This is a genomic window from Actinomycetota bacterium, from assembly GCA_014360645.1.
GTDB lineage: Bacteria > Actinomycetota > Geothermincolia > Geothermincolales > RBG-13-55-18 > Solincola_B.
The window spans coordinates 21,289-38,343 of sequence record JACIXD010000007.1; the positions used below are offsets into that span (position 1 = coordinate 21,289).

The window sequence follows — 17,055 nt, forward strand, 5'->3', positions numbered from 1 at the left end:
CTGCCGGGTCCGGGATCTCCCGCACGGCGGCCCGTGCCCGCCACGCGCGGAAACACGCGCCAGGGGGCCGGGTGCCGCTCCGCTCCCTCACGCAAAGCGGGTGAGGTCGATGACCGCGGTGGCGGCACTGCCCCGGGCGCGGTCAAGGGCTACCGCCAGCTCCGCCGGTCCCGCGGCCTCGTATCCCGCCAGGCCGAAGCCCTCTGCCACCCCCTTCCAGTCGAACGGCTCGCCGACCACGCACACCGTCACCGCTATGCGCTCGCGCCGGGCCGTTTCCAACTCCTGGATGTGCTGCAGGAGGGAGGCGGTGTCGCAGAGCGCCAGCACATGCTCACGCGGACGCGCCAACTTGATCCCCAACGCCATGGGAAGTCCGTATCCCGTGCCCCTCATGCCGTGGGCATGAAAACGCGTGTCGGCAGATCCGGCGGGGCAGAGCAGCGACCCCCAGAAATACGCCTCCCGGCCGTCCAGCACCAGCAGGTCCGACCTCTCCAGCGCCTCCCCGAGGGCACTCGCCGCCGCCCCCGCTCCTCCGCCGCGCGCATCGCCCTTCAGGCTCTCCAGGGCGTACTCGAATCCTTTCCTGCACTCCCCCCGCCAGCGATCCCTCTCCGTGGACTCGCCCTCCATGCCCTTCGAAAGCGCCCGGCAGATGGAGGCCGAATCGCCCGCCAGGGCCGCGTCCACCGGACCCAGCGATCCCAATATCTCAGGCTCCGGGGAGGTCTGGATGACGCGCGCGCGCGAGCGGTCAAGCATCTCCAGCGCCTCCTCCTGTTCGCTCAGGACCATTCCCGCCATGAGCACGAGGTCCGCCTCACCCATGACCCGGGGAAGGTCCGCCAAAGCCGGGTGTCCCAGCACGCCGATGTACCCCGGGTCGTCCGCGGCCACCGCCGAGAGGGCGGACGGGGTCAGCGCCAAGGGTGCCTGCAGGCGCACGGCCAGGGAAACGACGCCCTCCCAGGCTCCTTCCCGGAGCACGCTCAAGCCCGCCAGCACCAGCGGCCTTCGCGATCCTTCCAGCAGACCCAGCGCCTCCCTGACCGCCTCCGCGTCAGGCAGGAACGGGCCCGAGAAACGGGTGATGCCCGGAGGGGGGATGAGTTTCCGCAGCCTCTTTTCGCTGACCGCATGGTACTCGAAGAAGACGTCCACGGGGACGTCCATGTGCACCGGACCCCTCTCGCCGGAGAGGGCCTCCCGCAGCGCCCTCTGAACCAGTCGCGGCAGGCGTTTCCAGTTGTAGCCCGTGCAGTTGAAGCGCGTGACCCCGGAGAGCATGTCCGCCTGGTAGCATCCCTGCAGGGATTCCTGCGCCGGGTACATCTTCCAGCTCTGCACCTGCGGCGAGATGGAGAATATGGGTACGTGGTCGCCCCAGGCGTAGGCGGTCCCGGCCGCGGAATACACGGCGCCCGCCCCCACGGTGGAGATGACCACCGCCGGCTTTCCCGCGGCGCGCGCGTACCCGTCGGCCATCATGGCCCCCGCCGCCTCGTTGCGCGGCACCACCAACCGGAGCCGTGGGTCTCTGCCTATGGCGTCGAAGAGGGGGGTGATCTGCCCGCCGAGGATGCCGATGAAGTGGTCCACGCCCTCCCGGGCGAGGGTCTCGGCCACCAGGTCTCCTCCGGTCATGAAGCGCATCCCGGTCACCCCCTATCTCAGGTCCCGGTCAAGCAGGATGTTGACGCCGTATTTGGCCCGGCTCAACAGCCTGCGGTCGACCTTTATCCTCGGCACCCCAAGGGCCCGCAGGGGGTTGAAGCGCACCCCCTCGAACTCCCCCAGGGCGAAGCTCAGCAGGGGCTCCGGGAAGGTGTCGGGGTCCACCAGCACGTCCAGGACGGCGGGGAGGCCCGATTCCCTCGCCTCCCTGAAGGCGGGCTCTATCTCCGCCGCCTTCTCCACCCGCCGGCCGTAGCACCCGAAGCCGCGCGCGATGGCGGCGTAGTCGATGTCGCCCAGGATGGCCCCCACGTAGCGGGCCCCGAAAAAGAGGTCCTGGCATCCCTTGATCATGTTCCAGCAGCCGTCGTTGAAGACCACCACCACGAAGTCCATGCCCAGGCGGCGTGCGGTGTCCAGTTCCTGCACGTTGTAGAGGAAGGAGCCGTCTCCCTGGATGAGCACCAGGGGACGGCCGGGGTCGGCCGCCTTGATGCCCATGGAGAAGGGTATGCCGCACCCCAGGGTGCCCATGCCCGCGGGAAAGAAGGCGCTCTGCGGAAGGTGGGGCATGCAGAACATCCCCGCCCACAGCGCCGTGTTCCCGCCGTCGATGGCCACGAAGGTCTCCGGTTCCGCGAGTCTCCTTATGGTGCGGGCCAGGTATCCGGGATGGATGACCGGCCATGAGGCGTGGGCCTCGCCCTCCACCCTCTCCCGCCACCGGCGCCTCACCTCCTGCAGGTGCTCCAGCCAGCCGCGGTGGGCGGGGTTTGGCTTTACCGTCCCGGAGCGCGCTATTTCCAGCATCTGCCTGAGCACCACGCCGGCGTCCCCCAGCACGGAGAGGTGGGCTGGTATGTTCAGGCACATGTTCACGGGGTCGATGTCCACCTGGATGAAGCGGATGTCCGCGCCCCAGAAGGGCGGCTGGCCGAAGCCCTCCAGGCCTCCCATGGCGCTTCCCACCACCAGCACGCAGTCGGCCCGCCGGATGGCGCGGTGGAAAGCCTCGCCGCCCACGTAGCTGGGCCCCCCGATGTAATAGGGGTTGTCGCCTCTGACGGTGCCCTCCCCCGCCATGGAGGTGGTGGCGGGGACCTCCAGCTCGCGCACCAGGGCGTCCATCTCTTCCCAGGCCGCGGCGTGCACCACGCCGCCACCGGAGAAGATGAGCGGCCTCTCGGCGGCCAGCAGGGTACGGAGGGCTTTTTCCACCAGTTCAGGGTCGCCGGCTATGGCGGGCCCGGGGCGAAGGTCGATCTCCCGCCGGAGCATGCCTTCCAGCTCCTCCTCCGGCATCTCCCACTCCTCCGCCAGCAGAGGGGAGTGGATGTCGATGTGCACCGGGCCGTGGCACCCGCTCATGGCCTCGCGCACCGCCTGTCCGACCACCCGCGGTATCTCCACGGCATGCCGGACGACGGCTCCCCACTTGCAGAAGGGCGCGAAGAACTCCCGCTGGGTGCGTCCGGGCGACTTTGCCGCCACCCCATCCCCGGGACGGGCCGATATCACCATCACCGGGATCTTATCTCCCCATGCCGTTCCCACACCGGTCAGGGCGTTCACGGCGTCCGCGGGCGACGAGGCCAGCACCAGCGCCGGGAAACGCCGGTAATAGGTGTGCGCGGAGGCCATGAAGGCGCCGGCGATGTCGCCGCGCGGGGTGATCGCCGTCACCCCCTTCGTTTTCCCGAGATCCGCGAACACGGGTCCCAGAGCTCCCTCATCCTTCCCCGCGACGAAGGAGATGCCGGCGCGGGCCAGGCAGCGGGAGAGCAGATCACAACCGGAGATCCTCATCTCCTTCCACCTCCTCGCATGCGCATCCGAAAGCCGTTCCGAGCAGGCCGTAAGACCGCGTGGCGGTCATGTTACCCGCATGTAAATCACGCAAGGCGATTATACTATCCCCGGACGAAGCGAGCGGACGCCGGGGCGAGGATGTTCATGAATGCCGGTACGGCGTATATCGCGCCCGTGAAAGCGAGCTTGTTCTTCATGCTCTTCATGCCCAGCATGGCGTTGATGGCCGCAAACCAGTGGAAATAGCCCAGGATGAAAATGAGCCGCACACCACCGAAGGAGCGGTACCACCAAGGATATTCCTCAAGCCCGTTGGTCCTAGAGGCCGTATTCCTGACGGACGAAATCCACCCAGGGTTTGAAGGCTTCGATCTCTTCTGGATCCATCTCGTCGAGGTAGATGGTGGGGGTGGCGGCCACCAGGTCCACCAGGCGTATCGCGGCCTTGTTGTAACGCACGATGGTGGGCAGGTGCCCCTTGAGTTTTATCTTGCCCTGCATAAGCCCTTTCACCACGTCGAGTTCCTTGGTCATCACCTGCTTCCAGCGCTCGTAACTGGCGGTGAGGACGTAGTCGCCCGCCTCCCCCACCTCGGCGGGCACCAGCCGCACCGCCCGGCAATCACCGTGCCACAGGTCGATGAGCAGGTACATGTCCTGCTCCAGCCCCACCGCGGGCTCCGCGGTGATGTGGATGACCACCGTTCCCTCCCAACCCTGCGCCAGCTTGCGGTATTCCTCATCGTTGCGGACCATGGACTCGTAGGTGGCTATCCAAGATGGGGTCCCCATGATATAGGGTTCCCGCTCCACCTCCAGGAGGTCCGCCATCAAGGCGGTGAAGGATTCCTCCCACTCCTTGGTGCCGTAGGTGTAAGCCAATGTCCACCTCCCTCTGACCGGGGGCGCGTCAGCGCCCTTCCTTCACGCAGCATCTTCCCGATCGAGGAATGATAGCACCCCTGAAGAGACCTTGATGACATTCCCGCTCCCGGTAACTGACGGCGGCGCATCACGCTCAGGTGACGACACAGGATAATATGGCAGATCCTGCTGGTCGCTCAGGTGAAAGCAAAGTCATACGCGCTCCCTGTTCATCCCGCGAGTGGTTATATCCATACTATGGTATTTAATACCATTGATTTTCAACTGACAGCTTCGCTCTCCCAAACTGACAGCAGCGGTTCCACACCTCAACGTCGAACGCCAGTATGCATGTCAGCCCGCTCCCCTCCGGGTGAAAACGCCTGGGAGGCCATGGAAGCCCGGCGGGATATCGCCCCGCGGGCGGCACGGCGGAGATCGCCGCTTTCGTCTGCCGGCCGAAGTATGCTCGCGTCGAGGTTCGCTCCCTCTTAAGGTATGCAGCCGGGGAGGTTTCCTTTACCCCCTGTCAGGGGCTCCTTCTCCCGCACCCGTTTTTGCAGCGATGCGGCACGCGAGCCGGTCCCCTGACGCCTCACAGGGGCCGGAAAGCGCCCATCTCCTCCAGGTGGTCCAGCATCTCCAGGTAGAGGCGGTCGCGCCTGGCGAGGATCTCCGCCTCGGAACGACCGCCGTAGTCGTAGATGCCCCGGGAGGTCTTGGCCCCCAGATGACCGGCCTCCACCTTCTCCGCGATGAAGGGGTTGGAGAACCCGTAGCTCCTCATCACGTCCAGCACCAGGTCCAGACCGGTGAGGTCCATGGTCTGCACCACGCCCACCACCGGGAGGCGTATGCCCAGGCTGTTCTTCACCGCGCGGTCGATATCCTCCGGGGTCACCAGCCCGCTGCCCAGGAGCTCGAAGACCGCCAGGGACATCATGTTCTGGATCTTGTTGACGATGAAGGCGCGGGTGAAGCCCTTGAGTGCCACCGGCTCCTTGCCCAGACGCGCGAGCAGGGACACCGTGGCGGCGACCGCTTCCGGAGCGGTGTTCGCCCCGGGTACCACCTCCACGAGAGGGATGATGTGGGGAGGGAGGAACCAGTGGGCGATGAGGAGACGCTGTGGCCATGCGACCTCCGCAAACTCGAAGATGTCCAGCCCGGAGGTATTACTGGCGATGATCACCTCCTCGGGACACACCGCGTCCAGGCGGGAGAAGACCTCCTTCTTGACCTCCGGCACCTCGAGGACCGCCTCCACCACGAAATCCGCGTCACTTGCCCCCGCCTCCAGGTCGGTGGTGGTTTGGATTCGCGCGGTGATCTCGGGGATCTTATCCCGCGCCAGCTTCCCGCAGTCGGCGAGTACCTCCAGGCTGGACGCTATGAGAGCACCGGCTCTATGCAGGGCGTCCTCCCGCACGTCGATGAGCCGAACCTGCATGCCCGCGCGGGCGAAGACGAGGGCGATGCCATGCCCCATCTGCCCCGCTCCCACCACCGCCGCGGTCCTCACGTCCCTTTCGTACATGCCGGGTCACCTCCAAGATCATCGTGCCTTTTATCGAGGTCGGTCATGAAAGAGAACCCCCACCACCGGATGATGCAGCCACAGATCATTTGCTGCCGCGCTAAAGCCAGTTGGACGGCGCGGACCTCCCGGGTAACCTTACGTGTGTAACCTTACGTGTGTATTGTACATAAGGGAAAACCCGGTGAAAAAGGAGGTCGCAGCTACACAGACACCCAAACACCGCGGTCGAGCCCGGCGGGATCCGGCCATGATCACGGTCGCTCCGCCCAGTGATCGAGGAAGCCGCGCATCACCGACCAGTACCAATCCTCGTCGAAGCCCATGAAGGCGCAGTGTGAGCCGGTGGGCAGCACCCAGATGTCCACGTTGGGATTGCCGCGCTTAGCCCGGTTCAATTCCTCCATCTCCTCCACCGGGCAGACGGGGTCGTCCTCGGCGTGCACCAGCAACACCGGATGCTCGATGCGGTCCACGAAGTTGCAAGGGCTCGAGAGGGCGTAGATGGCCTCCTCGCTCTTCCCGTAATGGGGCGCCACCACCTCGCGCACATACCGCCTGAAGTCCGGTGAAAGGGGCCTGTCGCCAAGGGAGCCGATGACATCTTCGCCTTTTCTCTGACGGCGCATCTCCAGGCGTCGTATCTCGGTCAGGAGGATAAAGGCGGTATAGTAGGGGAAGAAGGGATCGCCGACGGGAGGGCGCCTGCTGAAGCGGGACATTATCTTCTCCATGGAGGCGAAGCCGCTCCAGGCCATGACCCCACCGGTGAGATAGGGATATACGTCGCTCTGGTGCGCGGCGTTCAATACCGCGCTGGCGCCGAGACTGTAGCCCACCGCCCCTACCGTGGTAACTCCTTCCATCCCTCCCAGGAAGCGGCAGGCGCCAAGGATGTCCTGGCCCTCCTTCCATCCTCCCGTGGAGGGCGCGTGCGACAGGTCCCGGCTCTCTCCGAAGTCGCGGAGGTCGAGGGCCAGGACGTTGTAGTCCCATTCCGAGAAGGCTTTCAGGGCCGCCTCCATGATGTAGTTCTTGTTCTTGGAGCCGTGGAACCCGTGACAGAACACCACCCCGGGACGTTTCCCGCCGTCCCGGTGCAACCCCATGACTCCCACCAGCGGGGTGTCGTCAAGACTGGGGAATACCACTTTCTCGAAAGTGTCCGGGTAGGGGGAAGGGCCCTCGGGCCTGGCACCCAGTATATCCATGCTTATACGGGAGAGATCGGGAGTGTACGCGTCCGCGAGGGCTAGAAGGTAAGGCCTGCGCGGCGAGAAGGGTATCTCCCGCAACCTCTCCTTCAACTCCCGGAACCCTGCTTCCGCCTCCATCTCGCTCCGTCCCGCGAACCGCCTTCCGTTCAACGTCCCCTGTCCCTCTCAAGCTGATGCATGGGCCTACCTTTCAGCCGCCGTGCCAGGGTTCGGCTATTGTGCATACATCCCCTGGCTCTTCCCGGGGACACCGACCACGACTTCGTGGCTCGATGGACCACATGCTATCCCGGCCTTTTGGGCAGCGCCCATCCTTTCACTCTCTCCCTTCGTCGCCATCGCATACGGCCTCCGGCATGCTCCCGGCCGCCACCTCAAGGACTACGTCTCTCCGATGCCCTCGCTCAGCTTCCCCAGGGCTCCCAGCAAGGCGGCGGCCTCCGATTCGGTAAGCCTGCCCATGATCCTCTCCCCCAGGCTGGTTATTTCCGGCAGCACCTTCTCCTTGAGCTCCTGGGCCAACTCCTTTCCCCTGTCGGTGAGCATCACATACACCTGACGCCGGTCCTCGCGGCTCCGCTTGCGCTTAACCAAGCCCTTGGCCTCCAGCCTGTCCACCAGCCCGGTGACCGTGCAGCGCGCGCGGGAAAGACCCTCGCTCAACTGGCCGAGGGTTTGCGAACCCCCTTTGCTCAAAAGGAGTATCGCCTTGAACTGGGCAAAGGTGATCTGGTTCTCCCGCAGCCACCTGCCTGTCCGCTCGTTCCAGGCCTCGGCTATACCCATGGCCGCGTCCAGCACCCTGTCGAACCCGTTCCGGGGGCCTTCCGCATTTCCCGCCACGCTCTCCTCCTTATCTCTCTGCATCAATATTATTTATATATAAACTATTTACATCAAAATCGCATCTTCCTGCCCGGATGTCAAGGCGGGGAACTTGCCGCGCGGACCTCGCATAGCGCTCATCACGGGATAACGTCTTCATGGATTCCAATATGCCCGGCGAATCGGGCTAGGTTTCCCCACATAGCGCTCATCACGGGGTACGCCTTCGTGTATTCTGCCTAACCGGGCCAGTGGCCTGCCCGCCTGCCTGCGGCGAAACGGCGCTCTGAGGACAGGGCACCCCTCATATCGACCCGCCACGCGGTTGGTGGGGAAGGCTCCGGGGCCATCTTCTTTTCCCGGCCTGTTCCTCTGTGGATCCCCCCTGTAAGGGATGCCCTTGCTCCGCCTCGCAGACTCTCGCGCATGGCGGTCAGGGCTAGCGGCGACAACCGGCCCGGGCCCGTCCTTTTCCCGCGCCCTCGCGCGGCGGAGGGGGCCCGCCCTGGGCGGCAGGGACGGCGTGACGACGGGCCAATGGTTTACCCCACCCATGGTCGCATGTAAGATGGAATCGACCTATTAAACCAGGAACGGAGTCCACACCCAAGGGCGGCGAAAGCCGAAGAGAATGGCGGCTGGAGGCCATGACCAGAAAGATTAACATACCCGATCCCCAGGAACTGCTCCGCCACATTGCGGGGATGTACCAGAGCGCCCTGCGCGTGATCATGGAATACATAGACAACTCCCTGGACGACGCCGAGTACTTCTACGAGGAAAAGGGTTGCTATCCCCGGATAATCGAGATAACCACGACCATCGATCCCCTCAAGCGCGAGGTCACCATCACCGACAACTGCCGGGGCATGACACGGGAAAAACTGGTGCGCATCGTGGAATCCGTGGGGAGCTCGGACAAGAAGGCACAGCCCTGGACCAACGGACAGTTCGGTTTCGGGGTACACGCCTTTCGCGCCTGCTGCAAGAGGCTGGAGGTCATCTCCAAAGACGAAAGCGACGTCCCCTGGAGGATGGTCATCGACCGCGACAGCAACGAAATTCCCGACGAGGAGGAACTGCCCTCTACCGCCTTCCCCTTCCCCTCCGGAACCATCGTCAAGCTGAGCAGGTTCGAGACCTCGTGGTGGAAGGAGATCAGCGCCCAGGAGCTGGTGAACGAGGTCGAGCTCCACTTCAGCCACCTCCTGCGCCGGGAACGCCTGTACATCCAGGTGGTGGAGGGGGAGCGTACCATTATCTGCAAGCCTTTCGACATCGGTATCTTCGAGGGCGAGGAATTCGCCCGCTACATCGCCAAGGTGAAGGATGACCGCCAGGGGATGGAGATCACCCTCCCCCACCCCATCGAGGTGTGCCTCAAGGTCTGCAATAGTCCTCTGCCGGACAAGCCTCCACTCTTCCTCAACCTGGGCAGGCGCATCGAGGAAGTGGCGAGGACGAAATCCTATTATAACCTCTCGCCCTACAAGGGCAGGGTCTGGGCCCATCCCCACCTCATCGGCTACATCGAGATGAACGGAAACCTCGAGCCCACCCTGGACCGGGCCGACTTCAAGCAATCGCGCAAGCGCAGGTGTATCTACGAGGAGATCGCCAAGGTGGAGGAGGAAGTGCACGCCTCGCTGTCAAGGATCGTGCAGTCAACCAACGTGAAGAGCCTGGGTCGCCTGGGAAGCCTGCTCACCCGCCTCCTGGAACAGATCGCCCGGGAGGACCGCATGAGCCTGCGGGAAGTCTTCGCCGCGGGCGGCGATGTCTCCCTGGCCGAGGTTCCCCTCTCGGACGCCGACCTCCTGAGCCCCGGCGAGGGAAACGGTCAGGCGGGAGAGGAGGGAGCGGAGCCTGGCGGCGAGAAGGCCTCCGTCGCCGAGGGCGAGGGCGGGCTCTCCGGGAGGCGACGCCGCGGCAGCGGCTTCGTGGTGCGCTTCGACGACACCGCCCTGGATGCGCTCATACAGGAGGACGGCACCATCCCCAGGTCCAGCCTGGTGGAGGATACCATCAACATCTACGTCAACCACCCTGATTTCAACGACCGCGCGCAGCGGGCGAGGCACGGCAGGCTCAAGCTCTCCGACCGCCTCGCCTCCTACGTCGCCGCCATCATCGCCTCCTATTACAAAGACGCCTACTACAGCAAGTACAAGCTGCAGCCGGAGATCAAGCGCGTGGTGGGAAGCCGCACCGCGATGTTCGACGACTTCCTGGCCTTCACCTGCCGCCTGGAACACATGCTCCAGGAATACGTGGGCACGGACCTGGAAGAGATGGTGGAGGTCTAGTCCTCATGTCCGGGGCCTTCTCCGAGGAGCGTATCCAGGACCTCATTGACGATCTGGCGCCCCACAACAACCTCTACCGGCAGTCGGTGCGGGAACGGCGCCCCGTCCACGAGGCCCTTGGCCACCTCTGGGACATGGGGGAGGTGCTGCGGGAAGGGGGCGTGGAGAACATATCCGCTGTGGCTGCCGCCATCCATGAGCGAAGCTACATCACCTACGACCTGGTGAGCCTGGCCTTCCGCATCAGGAGATACTTCCCGGACCGCCGCACCATCAAGCGCCGCTTCGGGAAGGTGACCTCCTACGGGGCCTTCCGCGAGGCCTTTCCTCTGCTCGAGAACGAACGCTACCGCCTGCCCCGTGCCCGGGAGCGGGAGCTGGTCAGGCTGCTCAACTCAGGGAGGCGGGGTTGCGAGCTGAGGCCCCTGATCAAGGCCATGAAGCGGGAGCCGTCTCCCACCAAGGCCAGGGGCGGTGAGAGCCGGGCGGAGGTGGAGGCTTTCGCCGATCTTTTCCAGATGCTCTTCAAGGAGGTCGAAACCCTGCTGTGGGAGGGATCCAAGAAGGAGATCATTCGCTACGCCAGCCGCCTCGGACCCGAGGTGCTGCTCCACCTCAACCGGCAGTTCCTCTCCCTGGCCGACGAATCCTTCGCCCCGCCGCGGCATGCGCCTCCGCTGGACGACGTGGACCCCCGCTGGAGATCCCTTGTCGAGTCCCTGCTCGCCGTGAACGCCGGGGGAAAGGCCTTTCGCAACCGGATCCGCCGCGCCGTCAACCCAATGCTCTTCGTGTCCATGGGCAACCATATGGACACCTTTCGGGACGAGGCCAAGATCGACGATCACCTGGCGAAACGCGCCGCGCGAACCTGATCCTAGGGTCCGCCAACAAGCCCGATCGGGGTCGTAGCTTCGATCTCCGATGCGAGTCCATATAAGGCATGCAATCCAGGTGTACACGTGTCAAACAGGCCACCTGCCAAGGGGGTCAAATGTCAGAGGGGTTACGTCAAAGAGGCCTTACCTCAAGTTTTGACAAAGCAAATCTCTTACAAACGGGCCAGGACAAAGATAAGTTACCGGGATCGAAGATCGAAGCTACGACCCCGTTATTCCTCGCGCCTATTCCTCGCCGAAGCGGAAGATGGCGAGACCCAGGGCGGCCACCGCCACCAGCCACACCAGCATGATGGCCAGGCGCGGCATCTGCGCGGATACGGGATCCCCCTCCAGGCACACCGAGCGCATGGCCTGGATCATTGGAGCCAGTGGCAGAAAACGGAATACCTGGTAAATAGGTCCTGGCAATATCTCCAAGGGGAAGAACACTCCCCCCAGGAACATGAGGGGGATGGCGATGCCGTTGGCCATGCCCGCGGCCGCGTTGGCGGTCCTGGCGAAGGCGGCCACAAAGAATCCCAGGGACAGGAAAAGGAGCGCCCCTAGGAAGACCAGTAGTACCAGGAACCACCATCCCGCGTAGATCCTGGCGCCGAACATCCCCACGCCCACCGCCAGCATCACCCCAAGCTGGGCGAAAGCGAGCACCATGAAGGCCAACAGCTCGCCCAGCATGAAACGGCGGATGGGCAGGGGGGTGGTGAGCAGGCGCTTGAGTATCTTCTGCTCGCGCAGGGTGGCCAGGTTGATGGCGAACCCGGTGACGGCGTAGTTCATGATCCCCATGCACACCAGGCCTACGAAGACCATGTCGAAATAGGTCACCGGGTTCTTGCCTCCCTCCTGGTGCCTGACCGGCTGTCCCGCTTCCTCGAGCGATCGCTTCAGATCGGCGTAGAACTGCCTGGCTCGTGGGTCGATGTCCATCCCGAGGACGTAGTCTATGCTGGCGACCATGGCGGCGGAATAGAACTGCTGCTTGAGGTGGTCGAAGAAGCTGATGGCGGCGGCGTTTATGTTCTGGTTCTTGACGTCGGTGAACAGGGTCATATCCGGGAACGCCGCCTGACCATCCCCGGCGTCCTGGGGTCTCTCCACCACCAGGACGAAGTTTATCTTGTTGTTGCGCATGGCCCCCTTGGCTTCCTCCGGTTCAGTGTAGTCAGTGGTCAGGGTAAAGACTTCCGACTCGGAGACCGCTTGCCTGAGCTGCTCCGAGATGGAGGTCCCGGCGCGGTCTATGTATGCCAGTTTTCCGAGGTTGTTGCCGGTCATGCCCATGCTGAAGAGACCGAAGAGGGCCACGAACATGAGGGGAAAGGCCAGAGCCCAGAAGAGGGCGATGCGGTCGCGGTAGATCATCTTCAGGCTGGCCACGAAGATCTTATTCAGCTTCATCGCACCGCCCTCCCCGACGGGACTTCCTCTTCCTCCTCTTTAATACGCCCGCCGGTGAGCCGCACGAATACGTCCTCCAGGTTGGCGGTGGACACCGCCATGCGCTCGAGCTCCAGCGGCTCCAGCACGCGCAGAGCGGCCTTGAGGGCCTCCATGTCCTTGAGGAAGAGGGTGAACTCGCCCGCCCTTCCCTGGGATTCGCACAGCACGCCCATGCCCGCAAGCCTTGTCCTGACCTCCTCCGCCAGGCCTCCGCGGGGCAGGAAATCCACGCGTACGGGGTTCTCCTGCTGTAGCATGAGGCTGGCCACGGTGTCCAAGGCCAGGATCTCCCCCTCCTTGATGATGGCCACCCTCTCGCACAGCGCCTCCACCTCTTCCAGATAATGGCTGGTGAGGACGACCGTCTTTCCCTGCTCCTTGATGCGACGCACCAGGTCCCAGAGGTTGCGGCGGGCCACGGGGTCCAGCCCGGTGGTGGGCTCGTCCAGGAAGACCACCTCCGGATCGTTGACCAGAGCGGCGACGATGGAGAAGCGCTGCCTCAGGCCACCGGAGAGCTGGCCCACCCGCATCCTGCCCCGGTCCTCCATCCCCACCATGGATAGCAGCTCGCGCGGATCCAGGCCCCTCGCGTAGAAGCTGCGGAAGAGGTCCAGGATCTCCATGAGAGTGAGCTGCTCGAAGTACGCGGAGGCCTGGAGCTGCACCCCGATACGCTCCTTGATGCGCAGGAGGTCCTGGCGGCTGTCCATACCCAGGACACGGGCGGTGCCGGAGGTGGCCTTGCGGAGCCCCTCGATTATCTCCAGGGTGGTGGTCTTGCCGGCTCCGTTCTCCCCCAGCAGTCCGAAGACCTCGTTGCGGTACACGTCAAAGCTGATGCCCTTGAGGACGCGCCGGTCTCCGTAGACCTTCACGAGGCCTATGGCCTCGATGACCTTTTCCTTATCCACAATTCCTCCCTTTCCGCGAGGACCTCCGCTGCTCGAAGCGCCGACGACCCGTTTATGCAGGGACACCGCTTGTTTCCCGGGAGCTTCCTGCCTTATCCGTCGCTCCTCTCCGCCAACCTCATATTCGGCCTGCGACCTGGTTTCTTTAAACCCCGAACATGCCTTGTATTCAGCCTCCATGCCCGGCTACACCCGCGGCAGACCCCTCGCCATCCGCCACTCATGTCACGCAGCGCGGCGCGAGGGATCAGGGTGACCGGAGCAGGCACGAGACGCGCTGTCCTCGGGGAGGGTCTCGACAGGGCGAGCGATGATCATGAACCCATGACCATGCCTAGAGGAAGCGCCCGGTCACGGCCTCCGGTGCGCGTCTTCATGCCCGGCATATCCGAGCAGGTCGGGAGGGCAGTAGGAGAGGGAGTGGCCGGCGCGGGGCACCAGCCTGACGGCACCGTTGGGACAGTATGCCTGGCACTGCGCGCACCCGTGGCACCTGTCTTCATCGGCCTCCAGCCGCGAAACCATGTTCACCACCTCGTCCGGATTGAGCACCTCGCCGTGGATCAGGGGGAGTACCGCGCGGTTGGCCAGCGTGTCGACCAGGCTCCTGGTGATGCGGTGGCGGTATATCCAGTCCATGTCGGTGAGCTTTCCCAGGACTTTCATGAGCACGTACTCGTACTTGCTCCCCACGATGTTGAACGGGAAAGGTATGCGTGCATGCAGCCTCGTGCCGTGATCCAGGTGCGCTATCATCGACCTCTCCCTCCCTGCGCGTTGAAGCCGAGCCTGCTGGACTCTCTGACCGGTCACCTATTATATCAATCCGGCGTCTTTCGCGGATCCCGATGCCGGCCTCGCTCCAGCCCGGCGGCGCACCCCTTACCTGGAGCCCGATACGGGGAGTCTCTCCCGCATCCTGCGCAGGGCGCCGACAAGCCTGGTGGTCTTCAGCAACGCCTTGAAGAGGGGGCTGTCGTCGCGGGGAAGGATGCCGGCGCACTGCGTGGCCTCGAAGATGTCGTAGGCGGTGTCTCCTTTGTACATCAGGCCCTCCCGATTGAAATAATAGCGGTCGACGCCGTGACACTGGATGAAGGCGCCGGTGCCGTAGATGGTGGGGGCCTTCTCGTCGTAGGGATAGAGCCGCAGGGGGCCGTCCCAGTGCCCGCTGCCAAGGTAGCGGACAACGATGCGCACCTCCCCTTCCGGGGTTAGGTCGACGTATATCTCTCCGGGGAGGGGGTCGTAGCGCCAGTCGGGAATGGCGTCGAAGAAGGCGAAATTGTACCTCACGAACTCGTCCAGGCCGACGATGGTGCGGCCGAAGGAGGAGACGTCCGTGTACTGCAGGTCCGGCGTGTAGAGCTCGTCGTTCAGGGACATATCGCGCATCAGCCAGCTCCACCAGTACTTCTTGGCCCACTCCAGGGTCCAGCCGATGTCGATGCCGTGCTCCTCGTAGTACTGTATCTTCCTCTCGTAGTCCACGAACCACTGCCTGGTCATGGCGTTGAGCTCAGGCTCGGTGAGGACGCGGACCTTGCCGCCGCCGCGGTTGCCGGGCAGGTACTCCGGCAGCGGCTGCCGCAACCTCGGCGTGGCCAGTGCCTTCTCGAACTCGGCTTCATCGAACATGGAAACTCCTCCCTCCCTGCTCTCGGTGGTGGATGGTCGCCGCCCCTACATTATTGACCATATCCAGATCGAGGAAACCTGAAAGCCCAGGGTCGCACGCTTATGCGTCCAGCCCGAATCCCATGATCTGACCGCGGCTTTGGCGGCGACATCCTCGATCATGAACCCGACGAGCGGGCCGGAACGTATGGTCGAGAGAAAGGAGAGAGATGTGCGGACCCTCAATTTGCCTGGCTTCCCCGTTTCTGATAGTTTCTTGGAGGCTTGATTCCGGTAAACATTGACGGAAGCCGATAAGGATAAGGGGATGGTGCCGAACCGGAGAAGCACCGTTCGCTCATGCGACCTTTCCCCGGGACGCGATGAATACTGGACCATCCGGACGTAGAGGACAGATCGGAGGGGTTGCAGGCATGAAAAGGGAGGGATTTTGATGAGCCCCGCTTTCCCGCGCATGCTCAGGTTCGGCGTTACCACGCTATTTGTGGCCGTCATGATACTGCCGCTGTCCTCCTGCGGCAGCCCGTCCATGCCGGCGGACCTGAAGGTCAGGCTCGAGCAAGCCGTCGATGATGCCATGTCGGAGTACGGGATACCCGGCGCCATCGTAGGGGTGTGGAGCCCCAAGAGCGGCGACGTGGTCATATTGAAGGGGAAAGCCGACATCGAGGCCGGAGCGGACATGGACAGTGCCGACAGGGTGCGCATCTGCAGCATAACCAAGACTTTCACGGTAACCGTCGTGCTCGAGCTGGTCGACGAGGGGAAGCTTCGCCTGGACGACCGGCTGGCCGAGTTCTTCCCGCATATCCCCAATGCCGACCGCATCACTATCCGGCAGCTCTGCGATATGACCGCCGGGGTATTCAATTACTCCGACGACGAGACGTTCTTTAAGACATACATCGAGGACCCGGACAAGGTGTGGGATCCCGAGGAGCTGGTGGCCCTCGCCACCGCCCATCCACCCGACTTCCCGCCGGGTGAAGGCTGGAAGTACTCCAACACCAACGCGATAATCCTGGCCATGATCGTCGAGAAGATAACGGGCGAGGATATCGCCTCGGAGATCCAATCGAGGCTGGTTGACGGCTTGCATCTGGCCGACACCTACTACCCGCGGGGAACCGCCATCGAGGGCGCCCACGCGCATGGATACGTCGCGGGAGACGGGGGGGAGCTTATCGATGCCACCTACCTCTTCAACCCCTCGGGGATGGGCGCTTCCGGAGCGATGATATCCAGTCTCTATGATTTGAAGACCTGGGTGACCGCGCTCGCCGGCGGCGACCTCCTCAGCCGGGACACGCAGGCACAGCGGACCGCCTTCGTCCCGGGTGATTACGATTACTTCGGTATTCCGGTCAAGTATGGCCTCGGGATACTGTCCTGCGAAGGGTTCCTCGGACACCCCGGTGACGGATTCGGCTATACCAACGCGGCCTTCCACTCACCCGAGACCGGCACGACCATCATCGTGCTTTTGAACAGGTCCCCCAACGAGGACGGGTTCATGGCGCTTACCCTCTTCACCCGGCTCGCGAGGATAATGAACGCCGAGGACTCCAGATAAAAGAGCAGGTCGGGCAGGACGAGGTCCACAGCGCCAGGATGCGAGCCGGGAAATCCCTTCGCTGCCCCGGCTTTTCCCGGTCGGGGAGATGGCGGGATAGGCATTATCATCACCGTTAGCCATAGCCTTCCTCCTTGTTTGGTTGCTTTCCCTACAAGAGGAAGGCCATCTATTGCTCCTCTAGCAACCCAGACATAAGATTTTTATATGCTATCCAGGGAAAAAATTGTCGCTGATCAAAGTACTTCAATTGGGCCGCGGATAATCATCCGCGGAAACGTTTCTGGCGGAAGCCCTCCGATTGAGCAATTACTGGCTTCAATTGGGCCGCGGATAATCATCCGCGGAAACCT

The 17,055-nt window shown here is 63.6% G+C and carries 14 protein-coding genes and 1 CRISPR repeat array (1 of these 15 only partly in view); of the genes, 3 read left to right on the forward strand and 11 right to left on the reverse strand.

Annotated elements, in window-relative coordinates:
- Window positions 1–87 precede the first annotated feature (87 nt).
- The 7 genes from H5T74_07705 to H5T74_07735 form a co-directional block, all read right to left on the reverse strand.
- Complete coding sequence (locus tag H5T74_07705; GenBank protein ID MBC7230258.1) at window positions 88–1,656, reverse strand: thiamine pyrophosphate-binding protein; 1,569 nt, start codon at window positions 1,654–1,656, stop codon at window positions 88–90.
- 12 nt (window positions 1,657–1,668) lie between these two features.
- Window positions 1,669–3,483 carry a thiamine pyrophosphate-binding protein gene (locus tag H5T74_07710; GenBank protein ID MBC7230259.1) on the reverse strand — a complete coding sequence of 605 codons (1,815 nt, stop codon included), beginning with the start codon at window positions 3,481–3,483 and terminating at the stop codon, window positions 1,669–1,671.
- A gap of 104 nt (window positions 3,484–3,587) precedes the next feature.
- On the reverse strand, window positions 3,588–3,755 hold the full coding sequence (locus tag H5T74_07715; protein ID MBC7230260.1) for a hypothetical protein: 168 nt from the start codon (window positions 3,753–3,755) through the stop codon (window positions 3,588–3,590).
- Window positions 3,756–3,804: 49 nt separating this feature from the next.
- Window positions 3,805–4,368: an SCP2 sterol-binding domain-containing protein gene (locus tag H5T74_07720; GenBank protein ID MBC7230261.1), complete on the reverse strand. Its 564-nt coding sequence runs from the start codon at window positions 4,366–4,368 to the stop codon at window positions 3,805–3,807.
- 577 nt (window positions 4,369–4,945) lie between these two features.
- A complete protein-coding gene (locus H5T74_07725; GenBank protein ID MBC7230262.1) occupies window positions 4,946–5,887 on the reverse strand; it encodes a 3-hydroxyacyl-CoA dehydrogenase family protein in 942 nt (313 codons plus the stop codon).
- A gap of 254 nt (window positions 5,888–6,141) precedes the next feature.
- Window positions 6,142–7,254, reverse strand: a complete 1,113-nt coding sequence (locus tag H5T74_07730) for an alpha/beta fold hydrolase (GenBank protein MBC7230263.1) — start codon at window positions 7,252–7,254, stop codon at window positions 6,142–6,144.
- Window positions 7,255–7,485: 231 nt separating this feature from the next.
- Window positions 7,486–7,947 carry a MarR family transcriptional regulator gene (locus H5T74_07735; GenBank protein MBC7230264.1) on the reverse strand — a complete coding sequence of 154 codons (462 nt, stop codon included), beginning with the start codon at window positions 7,945–7,947 and terminating at the stop codon, window positions 7,486–7,488.
- 629 nt (window positions 7,948–8,576) lie between these two features.
- On the opposite strand from H5T74_07735, the gene H5T74_07740 reads away from it, so the two are divergent.
- Complete coding sequence (locus H5T74_07740) at window positions 8,577–10,235, forward strand: ATP-binding protein (GenBank protein MBC7230265.1); 1,659 nt, start codon at window positions 8,577–8,579, stop codon at window positions 10,233–10,235.
- 5 nt (window positions 10,236–10,240) lie between these two features.
- Window positions 10,241–11,110: a hypothetical protein gene (locus tag H5T74_07745; protein MBC7230266.1), complete on the forward strand. Its 870-nt coding sequence runs from the start codon at window positions 10,241–10,243 to the stop codon at window positions 11,108–11,110.
- Window positions 11,111–11,359: 249 nt separating this feature from the next.
- On the opposite strand, the gene H5T74_07750 is transcribed toward H5T74_07745, so the two are convergent.
- From H5T74_07750 to H5T74_07765, 4 genes are all read right to left on the reverse strand, one after another.
- On the reverse strand, window positions 11,360–12,535 hold the full coding sequence (locus H5T74_07750) for an ABC transporter permease (protein ID MBC7230267.1): 1,176 nt from the start codon (window positions 12,533–12,535) through the stop codon (window positions 11,360–11,362).
- Window positions 12,532–13,671 carry an ABC transporter ATP-binding protein gene (locus H5T74_07755; protein ID MBC7230268.1) on the reverse strand — a complete coding sequence of 380 codons (1,140 nt, stop codon included), beginning with the start codon at window positions 13,669–13,671 and terminating at the stop codon, window positions 12,532–12,534. The genes H5T74_07750 and H5T74_07755 overlap by 4 nt, the downstream gene beginning before the upstream one ends.
- Window positions 13,672–13,842: 171 nt before the next feature.
- Window positions 13,843–14,247, reverse strand: a complete 405-nt coding sequence (locus H5T74_07760) for a 4Fe-4S binding protein (protein MBC7230269.1) — start codon at window positions 14,245–14,247, stop codon at window positions 13,843–13,845.
- A 126-nt stretch (window positions 14,248–14,373) separates the two neighbouring features.
- Window positions 14,374–15,129 (reverse strand): nuclear transport factor 2 family protein, encoded by a 756-nt coding sequence (locus H5T74_07765; protein ID MBC7230270.1) that lies wholly within the window; start codon window positions 15,127–15,129, stop codon window positions 14,374–14,376.
- Between the two features lie 433 nt (window positions 15,130–15,562).
- On the opposite strand from H5T74_07765, the gene H5T74_07770 reads away from it, so the two are divergent.
- The gene (locus tag H5T74_07770; GenBank protein ID MBC7230271.1) at window positions 15,563–16,702 is read left to right on the forward strand and encodes a beta-lactamase family protein; all 1,140 of its coding nucleotides are present in this window, start codon (window positions 15,563–15,565) and stop codon (window positions 16,700–16,702) included.
- Between the two features lie 243 nt (window positions 16,703–16,945).
- Window positions 16,946–17,055: a CRISPR direct-repeat array (repeat unit 36 nt; unit sequence GCTTCAATTGGGCCGCGGATAATCATCCGCGGAAAC); it runs 3,581 nt beyond the window's last position.